Source organism: Chryseobacterium sp. JJR-5R, from assembly GCF_034047335.1.
Lineage (GTDB): Bacteria > Bacteroidota > Bacteroidia > Flavobacteriales > Weeksellaceae > Chryseobacterium.
The window spans coordinates 891,876-908,854 of sequence record NZ_CP139137.1 but is presented as its reverse complement, the minus strand read 5'-3'; the positions used below and the strand labels follow the sequence as shown (position 1 = coordinate 908,854).

Annotated in this window: 11 protein-coding genes and 1 tRNA gene; 2 read left to right on the top strand and 10 right to left on the bottom strand. The window is 35.3% G+C overall.

The genetic code is table 11. From position 1 onward, the window contains the following. Nucleotide 1 precedes the first annotated feature (1 nt). Nucleotides 2–679: an RNA methyltransferase gene (locus tag SD427_RS04285; RefSeq protein WP_320560055.1), complete on the bottom strand. Its 678-nt coding sequence runs from the start codon at nt 677–679 to the stop codon at nt 2–4. 164 nt (nt 680–843) lie between these two features. On the opposite strand from SD427_RS04285, the gene SD427_RS04280 reads away from it, so the two are divergent. Both SD427_RS04280 and SD427_RS04275 read left to right on the top strand, forming a co-directional pair. Continuing rightward, complete coding sequence (locus SD427_RS04280) at nt 844–1,860, top strand: asparaginase (RefSeq protein ID WP_320560054.1); 1,017 nt, start codon at nt 844–846, stop codon at nt 1,858–1,860. A gap of 56 nt (nt 1,861–1,916) precedes the next feature. After that, nucleotides 1,917–2,003 (top strand) — tRNA-Ser (locus tag SD427_RS04275). 352 nt (nt 2,004–2,355) lie between these two features. On the opposite strand, the gene SD427_RS04270 is transcribed toward SD427_RS04275, so the two are convergent. From SD427_RS04270 to SD427_RS04230, 9 genes are all read right to left on the bottom strand, one after another. Next, nucleotides 2,356–3,054 (bottom strand): hypothetical protein, encoded by a 699-nt coding sequence (locus SD427_RS04270; protein ID WP_320560053.1) that lies wholly within the window; start codon nt 3,052–3,054, stop codon nt 2,356–2,358. Nucleotides 3,055–3,158: 104 nt separating this feature from the next. Continuing rightward, nucleotides 3,159–4,694: a M20/M25/M40 family metallo-hydrolase gene (locus tag SD427_RS04265; RefSeq protein WP_320560052.1), complete on the bottom strand. Its 1,536-nt coding sequence runs from the start codon at nt 4,692–4,694 to the stop codon at nt 3,159–3,161. Between the two features lie 291 nt (nt 4,695–4,985). Beyond that, nucleotides 4,986–5,366, bottom strand: coding sequence for a hypothetical protein (locus SD427_RS04260; protein WP_320560051.1), 381 nt, complete (start codon nt 5,364–5,366; stop codon nt 4,986–4,988). Nucleotides 5,367–5,890: 524 nt separating this feature from the next. After that, nucleotides 5,891–6,307, bottom strand: coding sequence for a hypothetical protein (locus SD427_RS04255; RefSeq protein ID WP_320560050.1), 417 nt, complete (start codon nt 6,305–6,307; stop codon nt 5,891–5,893). A 538-nt stretch (nt 6,308–6,845) separates the two neighbouring features. Continuing rightward, entirely contained in the window at nt 6,846–7,334 is a 489-nt protein-coding gene (locus SD427_RS04250) for a hypothetical protein (RefSeq protein ID WP_320560049.1), read from the bottom strand. Between the two features lies 1 nt (nt 7,335). Continuing rightward, complete coding sequence (locus tag SD427_RS04245; RefSeq protein ID WP_320560048.1) at nt 7,336–13,908, bottom strand: RHS repeat-associated core domain-containing protein; 6,573 nt, start codon at nt 13,906–13,908, stop codon at nt 7,336–7,338. A gap of 18 nt (nt 13,909–13,926) precedes the next feature. Continuing rightward, nucleotides 13,927–14,409 carry a hypothetical protein gene (locus SD427_RS04240; RefSeq protein ID WP_320560047.1) on the bottom strand — a complete coding sequence of 161 codons (483 nt, stop codon included), beginning with the start codon at nt 14,407–14,409 and terminating at the stop codon, nt 13,927–13,929. Between the two features lie 4 nt (nt 14,410–14,413). After that, nucleotides 14,414–15,268 carry a cell wall anchor protein gene (locus SD427_RS04235; RefSeq protein ID WP_320560046.1) on the bottom strand — a complete coding sequence of 285 codons (855 nt, stop codon included), beginning with the start codon at nt 15,266–15,268 and terminating at the stop codon, nt 14,414–14,416. Between the two features lie 419 nt (nt 15,269–15,687). Continuing rightward, nucleotides 15,688–16,914 carry a DUF2723 domain-containing protein gene (locus SD427_RS04230; protein WP_320560045.1) on the bottom strand — a complete coding sequence of 409 codons (1,227 nt, stop codon included), beginning with the start codon at nt 16,912–16,914 and terminating at the stop codon, nt 15,688–15,690. Nucleotides 16,915–16,979: the final 65 nt, after the last annotated feature.

Below are 16,979 nucleotides of genomic sequence, written 5' to 3'. Positions count from 1 at the left end.
CTTAATGCTCCCACTGAATTTCATGATCCTTTAAATATTTCTCAAAAATCTGCTGGCCGCTTCTCATTGAATTTACCGCCCAGCGGATTTTCATCTTCAGGAGTTTTTCTTCATTCAGTTTATAATCAAGATCAGATTTTATCAGCTTCTGCTTAAGTTCATACATACAGATCGAAGCCGCTACCGAAACATTGAAGCTTCTGGTAAAGCCGTACATCGGAATAGCCAATGTTTCATCCGCAAAATCTAAAACTTCCTGGGAAACCCCCTGCATTTCGGTTCCGAAAACCAGGGCAATCGGTTCCGTAATTTCGTATTCAGGCAGCATCTTCGCATTATTTTCCAACGATACCACCACAATTTTATACCCTCGGTCCCTGATTTTCCGGAAAGACTCTATATTTCTCGGCATTTTCTCTACCTCAACCCAGGTATCGGCACCTTTGGTCACCCGCAGATTGGGTTCAAAACTGTATTCTTCCTGCAAAGCCACCACTTTATGAAAACCACAGGCTTCCACAGAGCGTACAATGGCTGCTGCGTTCCGGAACTGGTAAATATCTTCCACCACAGGGAGAACAAAATCCGAACTTTCCGGTGAAAAATTTTCAATTTTCTGCAATCGCTCTTCGGTTAAAAACTGTTTTAAATACTCAAAGGTCTGTACTAAATCTTTCATCTGATCATCTCTATTTTTCAGCAGCAAAACGTAATGTTCAATATGCCAGGCTTTATGATAAAATTTGCCGTAAACGTTTCATCTGTTTTCAAATCTTTGCAAATTAACGTAATTTTGGGGAATGATCCTGAACGAACCGGGAACAAAAACCTGATAAAGCCTCTATGAAACGAAAAGTCCTGTTGATCTATACCGGTGGTACCATCGGGATGGAAAAAGATTATGAATCCGGCAGCCTCCGCGCTTTTGATTTTGGAAATATTTTTGAGAAAATGCCTGAAATGAAACTGATGGAATGTGAAGTTTTCGTCCATCCTTTTTCAAAACCGCTCGATTCATCAGATATGGGGCCGGAAGAATGGAAAATCATCGCCCATTATATCCGCAAAAACTATGACCGGTATGACGGGTTTCTGATTCTTCACGGAACAGACACGATGTCTTACACGGCTTCCGCACTGAGCTTTATGCTCAAAGGACTGAAAAAACCGGTCATCTTAACGGGTTCACAGCTTCCGATCGGGGACCTGCGGACGGATGCAAAGGAAAACCTGCTCACCAGCCTGTATTACGCCAGCCTGTATGAGGAAAACGAAGCCGTGATTCAGGAAGTGGCCATTTATTTCGAGTATAAGCTGCTGAGGGGAAACCGTACTTTAAAATATTCAGCTGAATATTTTGATGCTTATGCAAGCCCGAACTATCCTATTCTCGGGCAGTCCGGCGTACATCTGAACATCATTAAAGAAAATCTTTACCGTCGTGGCAGAGATGTTGAATTCCATGTGGACGATCATATTTCCGAAGATGTTATTTTCTGGAGAATTTTTCCGGGCATGAACCTGAACCACTTTAAGGAAATCCCGAAAATGAAGGTGCTGATCCTTCAGGTGTTTGGTTCAGGGACTATTTTCAGCAGTGAAAAAACAGTGGAGACCCTGCAGCAGATCCGGAATAACGGAACTGAGATTGTGGTGGTAAGCCAGTGTATTTCAGGCGGTATTTCATTCGGAAAATATGAAAACAGCAATATCTTTTCACGGATCGGAGCCATCAGCGGAAGAGATATTACCGCAGAAAGTGCCATTACAAAAGCGATGCATCTTATAGACAATCCGGGTTACACAGGAAGCTTCGCCGATAACTTCTCAAAAAGCCTGTGCGGAGAAATTTCCAATTAATTGCACTAATAATTTGCTAATTCAATAAATTCTCTTATTTTTGCAGTCTCGAATAAAGAGAGGTGTCCGAGTGGTTGAAGGAGCTACCCTGGAAAGGTAGTATACGGGTAACTGTATCGAGGGTTCGAATCCCTTCCTCTCTGCAAGTAAAAGCGTTGATTTTCAACGCTTTTCTTATTTTCAATCAGCAAGTTAAATTCCGTAAATCCAGAATGAAGAAATTCAAATATTTACAAATCATCTATTTGCTTAACTATTTTTCAGGCAGTATTTAAATGAATATCAATACGTTTAAACCCGTTAGGCCTGATCACCATAATCTTTTACAGATTTAAACAGGATAGTGATGGTAAGGATGATATTCAGTTTTAATCAATAAAAAATCCCGGTCAGGTCTGACCGGGATTTCGTTTGAAAAAAAATAATCAACTTATTTCAAACTACAATTTAACTATATAAATGGATTGGTGGTAGAATGGATTGATGACTGATCACTTAATTGCACATGGTAAGGAACTGGTGGCTCATCTGTACTTTAAACCTGGCTTCTGATTTTAATTTCGTGTAGATCATGGATTCAAAAGCACGGACATCCTTTAATTTCCGGTCAATACAGTCTGCAATCTGTACAATAGAAAAAATAAAATCCCGGTATGCCGCAATATCCACGGTCCGTCCGTACACAGGAAGATACGCTTTCAGGAAAGGAAGGGTTGCCTGGTGCCGGCTGTAGTTGACACAGTATCCTGCCCCGTCCCTTGAGGTAATAATTTCGCAGTGGTTGATAAAATCAAGGATATTTTTGTGTTCATGCTCTTTGTTTTTAGAAAGATACTGGTTAATCTTGTCCAGAATATGCTGGGCGTATTCCATCATCGTAATGGTTTTCCATTCGAATACATGGTTGAGGCTTTTTATATTTTTAGCCGGCTTCCGGTCTTCAGAACCTGTCGTAGAAAAAGAAATCCCGATGGTTTCCTGATAAGGAAAAAAGCAGTCCTTAATCTGGACAGAAGCATCCGGCTGCAGCCTGTCATTGGCAAAATTATAATACAGATAAGGGCTGTACAGGTTCGCAAGCGCTTTCAGGTAATCGGTTTCTGAAGCATTGTGGTTTTGTTCAAACCACTTTTCGAGGTTATCGTAATAATGGTTCTCAAATTCTTTATAACTTAAATATAACGGCAATTCCATAACTCTGATCTTTTGATGAAGCAAAGCTAATACGGTAATGCGACAAAACTTGTCGTGTTATTTTTTAGTTTTATTTTTTTTGACGGAAAATTTAAAATTAACATTTACTGCTTGTCATAATTTGTCATCATGAACTCAAAATAATGAATCATCTTCATGTAGTTTTCAATGCTGAGGTATTCATTGGTACTGTGAATGGACTGTTTCTCGGCATCATTGATTTTGACCGGCATAAACCGGTAAATATTTTTGCTGACGATCTGGTATTTATAGGCATCTGTACCCCCGACGGTAAGATACGGGGTTGCCACTGCCGTAGGATGGATTTCTTTAATGGCCGTTTCAATCAGTCTGAATGCTTTGGTATTCGTTGGAGAAACCGCCGAGGCTTCTTTTACCTGGTCGATATCTTCTATTTCTACTTCAAACCCTTTGGTGGCTTCGATAATATGTTTTTTCACGTTGCTTACCGTATTTCCGGGCAGCAGTCTGAAATTCACGACAAATTCCACTTCCGGAGAAAGGACGTTCGGGGCATCGCTTCCCTTCATCATCGTTAAAGCTGTCGTGGTACGGACCAGTGCATTGGTGGAATTATTTTTTGTCAGCTGAGATAACAAGACAGGCTTTAATAACCACTGATTGGAGATTCCCATCCTATTTATAAATGACATGGAACTGCCGATATTGGTAAAAAACTCATTGATCAGCGGAGTGATAACCGGTTTCATCTGATTGTGTTCCAACCTCTGCATAATGACCGCAGCTTTTCCGATTGCACTTTCCATCGGAGGCATTGAAGCGTGCCCGCCCAATCCTTTTGCTTTGATTTTTACGGAGAGAAAGCCTTTCTCTGCACAGCCGATCACGGCAATATCGGAATTGATTCCGGCCACACTGCCTTTTTCCAGGATGAGACCGCCTTCGTCATAAACGGCATCAAAATGAATGTTTTTATGTTTAAAATATTCTGCAATCTTTACGGCGCCCTGCTGTCCGCCCACTTCTTCATCAAACCCGAAGGCTAAATAAATATCCCGTTGCGGAACATGTCTGTTTTTAATCAGGTTATTCATGGATTCCATCAGGGAGAAAAGCATCCCTTTCATATCGATGGCTCCCCTGCCATAGATCCGTCCATTGGCCACCGCTCCGGAAAACGGGCCAAAATCCCAGTCTTCAGCAACTTCTGAAACGGGAGGCAAAGGTTTGTCATTTGGCCTGAACATATTTTCACTTTTATCTTTTATATCTGCGTCTCCGGGAGGCACCACATCGGTATGGGAAAGAAACAGAACAGGATCCAAGGACGGATTGCTTCCTTTTAGCCGGAAGACCAGACCGTAGGTATTGACTTCAGTGTATTCCGCATGTTCATACACCAATGGGTAGGATGTTTTGAGGTATTCTTTGATGGCATCAAATGTTGAGTAATTGAATTCTCCCATTTCGCCAGAGGAAACAGATGGGATCTTCAGTCCTCCCGACAGTCTTTGAATAGCGGAATCGTCTTTTATCACCTTCCATCTCTGAGCCGTACCGGTACTTGATTTTTTGAAAGGATAGGTGAATGTTTTGATTAAAACAATAATGATTAAGATGATAATTATGCTAAGTACTATGAAGAGAAGTTTTTTCATGGTGGATGTTATAGGATGACAAATATAACGGATTTGTATTTATTATTTTGAATGGCTGTTGCAGGTATTTTTATGAGCATTGTTTGGCTGTTATTATTTGCTCACGTATTATAATCTTTCTGCGTGCGCTCTACATAAAGCGTTTCTAACTGTTCTTTCATAACGATTCTTTTTTTGTATCGCTATTTCAGGACTATGACATTAAATAATTATAAAATCCGTCCCAAAAATGAGACGGATTTTTTAATTTATTAAATTAAAAGGCAAATACCCGCAATGCAATTTTATTTGTTATTCTATCCTGAATTGTTTTTTATCAGGAGGAACAACCTTAATTACAATTTGTTGATTATTCTTTAATTCTCCTTCTCCATATTCATCTGAACCAAATGCGAAATTTGGTCCATCTGTTTCAAAACTATAACGATTCACTTTATTGATTCTAAGAGTAACGCTGCCTAAGGAATCAGTCACATATTGCCCTACTTCAACATATCTTCTGGGAATTCCCCATTTCGCTTGTCTTATTGTAACAGTATCATTTACCCTAGGTTGTCTTGTTTCAGAGTCTATAACTTTTATTGTTACCTTTATCTGATCATTGTTTTCAGAGCTGCTGCAACCGATCAGCAGGAAACAAAAAAATATATAAATTATTATTTTATTGGCCATAGAATTTTTTTGTTGTTTAATAACTTACAGACTTGATGAACTTATGATATTTTTTGAGCTTGCTTATTTTTGAGTAAATAAACCACTGCAGATTGCAGTGGTTTTTATTGAGGCAGTACGTAACGCTCACACGCAAATACTAATCTTAAAAATACTTAAAATATCATTCAAAACTCCACGCTTAATGAAAAAATATATTATCGTAAATATCAAAGCACAAATTGCCGCCTGCCACCCGTTTACATCCATAAACCACGACAATGTGGATTGGTTTTTCCTTTTTTTCAAATATTTTTTAAAATCAAAATCTTCATTTCTAAATCTAAAATCTAATATTAAAAACATATAAAGAAAAATTATTATTAAGAAAATAATGTTTTGGATTATATAATTACACATATAATATAATTTAGTCTAACCATTTTTTAAATCTCCCGCTGGCGCGAGCATCTTGCTCGTGATTCTGTATAAAGATAAGAAATAATGATATTCAAAGTTTTAAGATTTTAAGACGGCTGGACTGTTCAAAGATGTGAATTATAACAGACAACATGAGCGTGACGCTCGTGCCACCAGGAGAACGGCCCGAAATCCCAGTCTTCGGAAACTTCTGAAACAGAAGGCAGAGGTTTGTCATCCGGCCTGAAAATATTTCCGCTTTTATTTTTTATATCTGCATCCCCGGGAGGCACCACATCGGTGTGGGAAAGAAATAAAATGGGATCAAGCGAAGGATTTCTTCCTTTCAGCCGGAAGACCAGACCATAGGTATTGACTTCAGTATATTCCGCATTTTCGTAAACCAAGGGGTACGATGTTTTGAGATATTCTTTAATGGTGTCAAATGTTAAGTAATCAAATTCTCCCATTTCGCCAGAGGAAACAGACGGAATCTTCAGTCCTCCCGACAGCCTTTGAATAGCGGAATCGTATTTTATCATCTTCCAGCCACTTGAAGTATTGATGTTTGTTTTTTTAAATGGATAGGTGAATGTTTTAATTAAGACAATAATTAGAAGGAAGATCACAATGACTGCAATGATAAAGATGAGTTTTTCATTGAAGTTTAGTTTTTTGTGGTTTTGACTTTCTCGGATTATGCAATAACAAATGTTTCTAAAAGTATTTTCAAGTTTCTAAAATTTAAATCTAAGTTTGAAGAATATTATTCAAAGTTGGTGTAATGTATTTAAAGTGTAGAAAAAGAAAACTCATGCCTGAAGATTTTAAATAAATACAGAAAATTAATTTATTACTAAAATTTTTTTTGTGAAAAGCTAAATTAATCGTTTTGTTTTCAATATTTTATGAATTCGATGTTGGTTTGATATTTTATTGAACTGATGAATTATAAATGACAAACCACTGTAATCCAGCAGTGGTTTGATTTTATTAAAGATACTAATTAAATACTCTCAATCATAGAAAAGTAAAATGTAACTAAAATGAATAGTAAACATATATTATCTTATATTTAAATTATTCATAATATAAATTTGTTGGAGGTAACTCCTTAACATTTGCTTTATCATAAATTATAGAATCTAAAACCTTTCTAAAGTTTACAATTTTTTCCCCTTTTGAACAATTTAGTTTAGGATTACTACGACTATATGTAAATAAAATGTCTTTAATTTTATTATTAATAATTATTTTAACATGTATAAAATTTGGATCACTTACCGGAAGAATATTACATGAAAAGTCATTTGGTAAATTTAAGATATCATGATTATTTACTTCATTAATTATTTTATTAATCTCTTCCTTGGTAAGGGAAATCTTTCTAGTATTATCACTTCTTTTCATTTGATCATTAGCTTCGTAATTTCTTGTAAACAAGCTATCTTTAGAATTAAAATGATCCTCATCTTTCCAATATTCAAAATAAAAATTTTGACTTTGAACTTTTGTGTTGTGTCTGGAACAAGAAAAGAGCGATAATAACAAAAAAAGATATATTTTCATTTTAATATGATAATTTACGTTTAAAAATAGGTTCAAAAAATTTCATAAACTTCTGATAAGCCTGGAAACCTTGTGGGTTTAGAGACATTATACGTTTCAAAATTTCTCCCTGATTAATTAAATTCATCCCACTTGTAGGCATATTATTTAATTTAATTAACGTCCACTCACTATCCTTTATTGCTAAATGCTCTAAATTATTAAGTGTATTTGTAGGGTTATCAAATCTAGCATGGTAAATAATCCCAGCAGAGTTATAATAGGCATGAGCAGTTTCGTGTGCCATTGTTTTTGCTAATAGATATTTATTCTGAAGCACCTTATATGAGTAAGTAATACTGGTACTATTTCTGAAGAAATTAAATCTAGAAACAGCAAGATCTCCTGTAATTTTACCATCAACAATTTTACCATCAATCAACCCATATGTATCGTAAGAATCAAAATCAATAGTTTCACTTCTAACTCCGTACTTTGCATCACCATACGAGCTTCTTGCATCTTTTACTCTGTCTACAGGATCTTTTGCATAATATGGATCTGTAGCATCTACATCAGCAGCACTCACATTTACATCAACATCTTCTACTTTTAATTCTTGCTTAAACTTAAATCCTGTTCTCTTATATACTGATATTGTATAACTTACTGCTGATGTTACAGCTCCTATAACAGCACCTTTTATAAGACCTTTCAAAAAGTTGTCTCCATTGATAAGAGCTACTATACCGCCACTGGCAGCTCCTGAAATAGCTCCATTTCCAACGGTAGCTAAGAAGCTTCCGGCACTGAATATTTGACCGGCTCCTGCGGAGACGGCTCCAGTGACTGCACCAGTGACAAGAGCTTTCGCAAAGCCTCCCAAACTCCAGTTATTATTAATTGCTGCCTGAATTGTGTACACCGCAACACTTATTGCCGCACCTATGAGTGCTCCTGTCCCAATTGCAACAGCATTTGCGACCAACCATGTAATGACCGGAGCCAGGAAGATAAATTCTCCAGACGGATCATTAAACATTAAAGGGTTATTCAATACATATCCATACTTATTGTAATTTTGAGTATTATAAGGATCCTGAATGTTTTCATCTGCATTTAAGAATCTTCTTAATAATGGATCGTATAATCTTCCATTCATATGAATAATTCCAATTTCAGGAAAATATTCATGGCTTGTATATCCTCTGTCTAATAATGAATTTCCATTTGCAAGTAGAGTATTGATTTGATTACGGTCTGTAACTACAGCATTGTTTCCTTTTTGGAAATGAGTCATATTACCCCAAGCATCAAAATGTCTTTGCTCTAATTTATAGCCATTTTCATCGGTTATTGTTAAAATGCTTCCTAAATAATCTTTATGCAAAAATTTATACGAACCAATTGTTTCAGCATAATTTTTCATAAAAATAATATCACTTTTATACGGATTTCCTCCAATATAAAGAATATGTTTCTCTGCTCCTGTACTATTATTCAATTGAATTTCGAAACTTCCGTCTTCACTATAAAACTTAGTATATTGACCGTCCCCATCTGCATTGAAATTTCCACCATAGGTTACTCTTTGTCTCATACTTGTTAACCCATATTGGAAGGCAACATCACCTTTCATTCCATCAATAAATACCGGATCATTGTTTTCATTATAAGTAATGGTCTGAATTAAATCATTATTATAATTTTGCTCTCCTGCGAAATTCAATGTCATCCCGGTTGGTTGATAAATTTTAGCAGCATTATCATATTTAATTGTTCCAACCTGATCATTATCCATGATTCTTCCTTTAACATCGTAAACATTTCTATTTACAGAAGGTTTAGTTCCTGTTACAGGATTCGTCCAATTTACAAGGCGGTTGTTATCATCATAATCAAAACTTTCTGTAATATTAAAATCACCACCAGTTGTTCTGCTTTCTAATTCATTTTTTATAGCATTAAATGAATAAGATAGTTGAAGAATACTAGGTTTTACCGGTGAAGAATGATTTACATTTGCTAAGAAACCATTTGTATCATAAGTATTATTAATATTAGTCTCTCCTAATTTTGCTTTTAAAATTTGTCCTTTAGCATTGGTTTCCTGTAATTCTGAAAGTATCTTCCCGGAATTTTTATCTTTTATTTGGTACAACTCACCATTCCAAGGATTATACACATTTTCCAGTTGAACTTTCGTTAGTGTTCCGGAAGAATATAATTGTTTTTCGTAGGAAATTATTCTTCCTTTATCATCATAAGTAATTCCTTTATCAATAAAAATTTTTCCGTTGCTGCTTTCTGAAGAAGATAATATTCTTCCTTGCGGATCAAAGGATACATTTGAACTGTAGCCTTTACCTTTTGATATTCCACTTTTTGAAATAACTCTACCTTTATTATCATAAGTAAAGGAAATTGTTTTATTGGTAGCCTGCCCTCCGTCTACGGTTGATACTTCAGTCTGAGTAATGAGCTGTCCTAAATTATTATGAATATATTCTTTTGTCCCTTTTGGGCTTATAATCTTTTTAGGTTGTCCTGCACCATCATATTCATATTTATACAATCCATTGGACGGATCATTTAGTTCTGACTTATTACCCCAAGAGTTGTATTTTGTGGTTACAATATTATTTCCATATTGTGCTTTGATTTGCTCTCCGGCAGCGTTATATGAGAATATGATTGTTCCTCCTTTGTCGGTAGAAGATACAACATTACCTAGGGCATCTATTGTCTTAGAAGTTGTTCTTCCGTAGCCATTGAGTTCTTTTACATTAGTTGTCAAACCGGAAACAATAGTTTCCATCTGTTTACCATTAAAAGTTTGTGCAGTTATTTTTGCAGGAAATAAAGTATCGTCATAAACAATAGTATTCCATTCCGATGCTCCCTGTCCTTCAAAATAAGGTTCGCTGTCTTTTATTTTTCTTCCCAAAAGATCATACTGTACTTCTTTTGAAATATATTTTCCTTGTACGGAAGCTTTAATAGAAGTTTTATATTCCTGCCCTAGCTTGTTTGTATATCTTTTAGATATTTTACCATCAGGATCATTTTGGGTAATTATAATATTCGAATTATTATCTCTCTCATATTGGTATGTTGTAGTTCCAGAGATATTACTTTTTGAAGTTAGTAATTTTCCCCAGTTATCATAAGTATTGATAAGTACATTCCCAAGTGGATCTGTCTGAGTGAGCATTTGTCCCCAAGTATCATAGGTTATAGTGCTCTCTAAGCCCAGATTATCAATTTTTTTAACAACAAATCGTCCTTTGGAATCGTATTCGGTTCCTGCAACTTGGGTTTGAGAATCGACACTATTGGTTATAACTTTTTGAGTGACATTTCCAAATCCGTCATAATTATACGTTTCTAATAAATATTCTGTATCGTTTCTATTCCAGTTTTTTGATGTTTTTAAGAGATTATTTTCATACGTATATTCTGTATTTGAAGATTGTGTATCTCCATAAGCATATACTATATCTTTCTTTGATTTTGGACGTCCTATATAGTAATTCTCTCCTACTCCTGATTCGTTATCAAAGTATGCGTAAAAAGAATTTTTACTTCCATAACCATTATTAATGCTAGAACTACTTCTCACAGGAAGATAATAGTTTCCATATGAAACCAAACCTGCTGTTGTTGTTCCTGTTAAAAAATTTTTCTCTAGTGTAGTTCTAGGAAGGATTGCAGTTACTACTTTCGGTTTATCGGCATCAGTTACAGTTAAAACAACATTTCCGTCTATTAATTCTTCTTTTTGATAATCAGTAGATTTAAATGAAAGTAATTGTGTATTATTTTCGGAAATATCAGTTGGAAATACCTTACTTTCATCGTTTGTTCTTATAGACCATTCTTTTATAGGGGATGAATCAAGAAGTGGATTAATTTCTACTCCTGTCCATACTTTTGTATTTTCAAAACTATCTGCATACCAAGAAGAGCGAGCTACTTGATGATAACCTACAATTCCTTTTCCTTGCATATGAGAAGTCATCCCTCTATATCTGAAATCTTGCTTTCTGTTTTCTTGTAAAAGCTGAGATACTGCATAAGAATTATCTGCTCGTGCTAATGATACGTATGGATAGTATTCTTTTTTAGTTTTAGTATAAAAATAAGGATTTGTATCTGGATTCAATTCTTTATAATCAACTGTAGTTGTAACACCAGACTGATTGATAGATTTGATTCTGGATAGTTCAGCTAAAGGAGTTTGCGCCTTATATTTATGTACTCTTGTATTTTTAAAAACAAAAATATCATAATAGTTATTATTAGACTTAATTGGATTTGTTAATGGTTGAAACAATCCATTTTCAGCTCCACCTACATTATAAGCTGGACTTGTAGAACTTAATCCCGGAATAAACTCTGTTCCTCCGTTTGCCTGTAAAGTATTAACTTCATATTGTAAAGTTCTCCAAAGAGCATTTCCACTATTACTTATACGACCCACTGAGTTTTTAGAATAGATAAAAACGATATCCGATTTTCCATCTTTATTAATATCCGAAACAGAATAAAAATGATAATCAATTAAAGATAAATTCGCTGGCTGAGTCGGTTTTCTGTATTTAAGAAAATTCTGTTTTAAGACACTCTGAAAACTATTTTCTGTTCCCATATAGAATCTCCAATTATCTGCACTTTGATAATCAGTAATAGGAATTGTAAAATCCAAGTTCCCATCACCGTTAAAATCTCCGAAAAGTATAGGGTAATCCGGATCTTTTGTCTCTGCAAGATTACCGGAATACTTGATTTTTTTCAGATATTGGGTAGGAGATGTCTTCACAAACTCAAATACCGTATAGGCTGTATTTGAAACATCGATGATATCTATTTTTCCGTCACCATCAACATCAAGATATCTTTGATTTGGATAATCGCTTTCAACGATTCCTGAGAATGGTGCATAGGTTGAAAACGGAGCATTGGCATTCTTGAGATCTACAATATACTTATCTACAAATCCAAATCCGGATTGTGGTGACAGGGTAATAAAGATATCAGATACTCCGTCTCCATTGATGTCACCTTCATTAAGGCTTACATTACATGAAGTACATGGTGTCTGAGAAAGAGTTTTTTCAAAAACCTTAACAAAGGTATTGTTCCTGAAAATATAACCTGCCACTTTACCGTTTTCATACTGAACAATCCCGTTTCCGTTATACACCTGCCCTTCTTCATCCAGCAGGACATTCACTATTTTGGCTTCTGCATTAAAAACCTTTCCTGTGGAGATATCCTGGTATGCATCGTTGAAAGCACCCAGCTTTACGACACCATTATTCATGACAAAGTCCAAATAAGAATCCCCGTTAAAGTCTCCTGTAAGCCTGACATTTTCAAAAGAATCACTGTTGGAAGGTAAAACTCCATAATAATCTATGCTGGAACCAACAAAATTCGGATATGTAAATATCACTGGATTAGCAGCTTCTCCCTGAGAATTATATTCTGTAATTTTATTTACAAACTTATAATTCGTTCCATTCTGTAAATAGTCAATTACATATTTTTTATATAGATTGCCATTGGATTGTACTGTAATATCTGTTAATAATTTATCTTGAACAAATTTATATCCTTTCACATAGGATTCTTCTACCAAATTTCTGTTAGTATAATTAAAATCTATCCTATTAAAATGAGGCTTTCCTAGTGTTTCGTTACCCCCCCACTGTATAGAAGATATTCTGCTTACGCGCCCTTGCATTTGCCCTGTATTGTAATCATATGAATAGCTGATATAATTACCTTTGGCATCTTTCCACTTTACAATATTATATTCAAGAGGAGTTCTTCCATTAAAAGTATTGAATTCCGGATCATTAGATTGAATATCTCCATACCAAGCCTGAGAACCATCTTCAAAAGTTACCTGAAAATACATTGGTTGAGGGGTGGAAACCTGAGCTGCTCCCACAGATTTAATTTTAATATTGGAATATTTTTCAGTAACATACTCTGCTCCATCTTTCCCATATTCACCCGATTTTAAAATCAATCGTTGCCCGTTGAAACTGTAATAGTCGGAATAATCCAGCTGAAGACCTTTAGCTTCTCCATCAACCTCTACAGATTTCCCCATTCTTGTAATTGCAGTAATCCCTGAAAGATTCCAGCCATAACCAGCAAGACCATTTCCGGAACCACTTACATATACAAGACTCGATTGTGGAGCAACATCTTTTATACCTGGTGGTAAATCTATTGGCAGTGTATATTGTAACTGCCCCGCTCCTGTTACTTCAATATTTCCTTTCGTATCATGGAAGCTTTTCCCTGAAGGAGCAGTGGTTCCCGAAGGATTATTTGCTCCCGCGTTTGAATCTGTAGGCCCACCACCCGGGTTTTCCGTTCCGGGACCAATTTTAGCGATAAAAGGATTCGATACATTTCCTGACGCCTTGAATCCCTGGGCCAGCACCACTGTCTGGGGATCCTGGACCGTCCGGGTCGTACTTTCTGCCTGGTACAGGATGGTTTGCGAAAAGCCCATGACTGTACACAAAGACAGTATAAATGATGAAAATAATTTCATTTTCATTTCGTTAATCATTATTGTTGGTTAAAAGTTTTATCGTTTGGTGATGTTTTTACTGAATACCCTGCCGTCCTTCAAAGCGAAGCGCACCACATAAACGCCCCAGTCATAGCCGGTCATGTTGATTTTCAGTTTCCTGTTAAGCCCCGGGATATTCTGCTGCTGGAACTTCCAGTGCACCGTGCTGTGCTGGTACAGGGAAACGGATTCGATAAGACCGTCCACTTCCTCCGTCCAGTCGATGGTCAGGTAATCGTTGACAGGAACCGGGTATAACCTGATCTGCTTTAAAAAAGCTTTCTCGTCCATCACAGGATCCTGTTTCACGGCAGCTGCAGTTTTTATTTCTTCTGCTTTTTTTACTTCTTTAATTTCTTCAGGAACCTGCCTGCCGGCTGAATTCGTCCCCCGGTACCTCTGGTTCCCTGCTTCGTCATATTTAAAATACACTTCCGTCTGGGAAAAGCCGAAGAAGCCTATCAGTAAAGAAGACAGCGATAGTATTTTTCTTTTCATGGTATTACTTTTTTGCTGATATTAATTCCTGAACCTGCTTTTTAAGTTCTGTAATATCTTCAGATTGAGATTTTAAAACTTTATTTTCTTCCTGAAGCTGCTTGATTTGTTTATTCTGTTCAATAGAATACAATGTCAGCTCTTCGATTTTCTCTAACAGCTTAGCATCCATCTCACCCAGATTAATCCCGTTTTTTTCGACTTCTTCAGCAGACGGGACATTCGGCAGATGTCCTTTTTCTGCAATATGCCTTTCTACTTCTTCTAAGGTTCTAAGCGTATAATTTTTTTTAAACACATAATCTGCCCAGCCATTAGTAGCAGCTACATCAACTTTTACTTTTTCCGTTCTGATTCCATCTTTTATAAATACCCGGTAATCATTACAGTCTGCGCAAACAGCACTAGGATTAGTTCCTAAAAAAAGTTTTCCATTCGCTCTTAATGACATGATCCACCCATAGGCAGCAGAAGTTGTCCATCCTCCAACATCAATAATACCGGGATTATTTGGCTGATATTGAGTATATCGCAGAAAAACAAGTGAGTTTCCATTATCATGATTAGCACCTTCATTTCCCACATAAAAAGTATCGGAAGGAATATTTGTCGAAATCTGAGTTCGGCCTGATATTTTCAGTGCAATATCATTAATAGGAGCTCCCGCAATACCTACATTTCCATTGGAGTTTACACGCATTCTCTCAAGATTATTTGTTTTCAGAACAAGATCCTGTCCGTCTGAGGTTCCAACGAAGTTAGTTGAAGAATTTGTTCCTGAATTACCTGTTAAATTCCAAGCCTGGGCAGAAACCAATGATGAAGCCAGAATGGCTAATGATAGTAATTTTGTTTTCATAAAGTATGAATATATTTATTTGAATGAATTAATTAAATGATAATATGATAATAAGACATGCTCTCCCTATCTTTTTGCGAAGGTAATTTCACAAAGCGCCAAAACGTGTCGTATTTTTTATTAATGATTTATTTATGTTAAGAAGATATATGGTTATCATAAGTATCATGGAATGTGGTATGATCTTGAGCGCGCAAATTTAAATAAAATAATTGTCTCAAAGAAGTGATATTTATCAGACACCGGTAAACACTAACCATATCATAAACAAAAAATACATCCGTGTCAAATTGGAAGTATTCAATTTTTTATTGACTTTAAAAAAGGTTATAAAAAAAAGTATAGGATTAATTCAATTATAAATGCATGAAAAATGATGATCTATTATATAGTCTCAGGCATTCGGAAATTATTTCAGATTAATTTTCTTTTCTGATTCTATCCCATTCTCTGATAGAAGAATCTAAATATTTTATATCAGGATTATTGTATAAAGAATCTTCTTTGTATTTATGAATAAAGTGATCCCAGTCAGGATTTCCTTTCAGAGGCGGAAACACCATATATCTTGCTCCTCCCTTATAATATTTTTCTTTATCAAAATTCCTTCCTAAGGATGTCTTTTGGATTATTTTGTAAGAGGTAAAATATATTAAAGGGAAAAACAATGGCAGGATGATGTAGATTTTAGGAAAATGATCCAATCCCCTTCCTATGAATATCAATAAAAATACATAAGGCACCAATTGAAAAACATAGGCGTCAGATACATTATGTTTTATACAGAATATTAAAAAGGGGATTATGCCTACAAGAAGATAATCACGATAAGTTTTATTCTTTAATCCCCAAAATAAAAAAACGGAGAAAAACAGAAAATTATAGATTAGAAAAATTAGATTTCTTATAATGCTTTTGATAATGATTGATGGATCAAAATTGAAAATAGAATTCTCATAGGAATTATCTGTAAAAATGGCTGTAAAAGTATTACATCCCATAAATACCGGAATTAATAAAACTGAAAATAAAAGGATCGTTACTATTATACCATAAATAACATGCTCCTTTAATACAGAGAAATTTCTGAAAAGGAAATAGAGACAGAGCGGTAAAAAAAGAATTGTCTGAATATGGATCAAAAAAAGGATACCCAGTAAAACACATGAATAATAAAAATACCTGACCTCTTTTCCCTGGATAAATTTAAATAAATTGGTAATAAACAGAATGACAAACAACAAATAGAATGTATATACTTCTGTGATAATAGATTGTCTCCAAAAGGTGAATGAAAGACCCAAAATCATTACACACATGAAAGAAGATTTTGGGGAAACATCTAATATGCTCAGTAATTTCCGCAGATAAAACAGAGAGAATACCCCTGATAGAATACATACAGAGACAAAGAGGGCATGTACTTTTATAAAAGAAAATATGCTGTGAAGGAGTGATAGGAGATTGGAAAACAGTACGTGATTTGTTGCATTCGAAGAAAAACCGAAGCCCTTATAGCCCTGCAAAGTAAAACCTAAGCTATCACCAAGTGCCGGATCTTTAGCTGTTGAAAATGCATATATAACCCCTATGCATAATAAGAAAATAATGAAGTGAAGATTATATTTTATTTTTATTGAATTCATAATTATTAAATTGTATAAATACTCATGAAAAGATATGTAACATTACCTTGGATTAATTCTTTTCA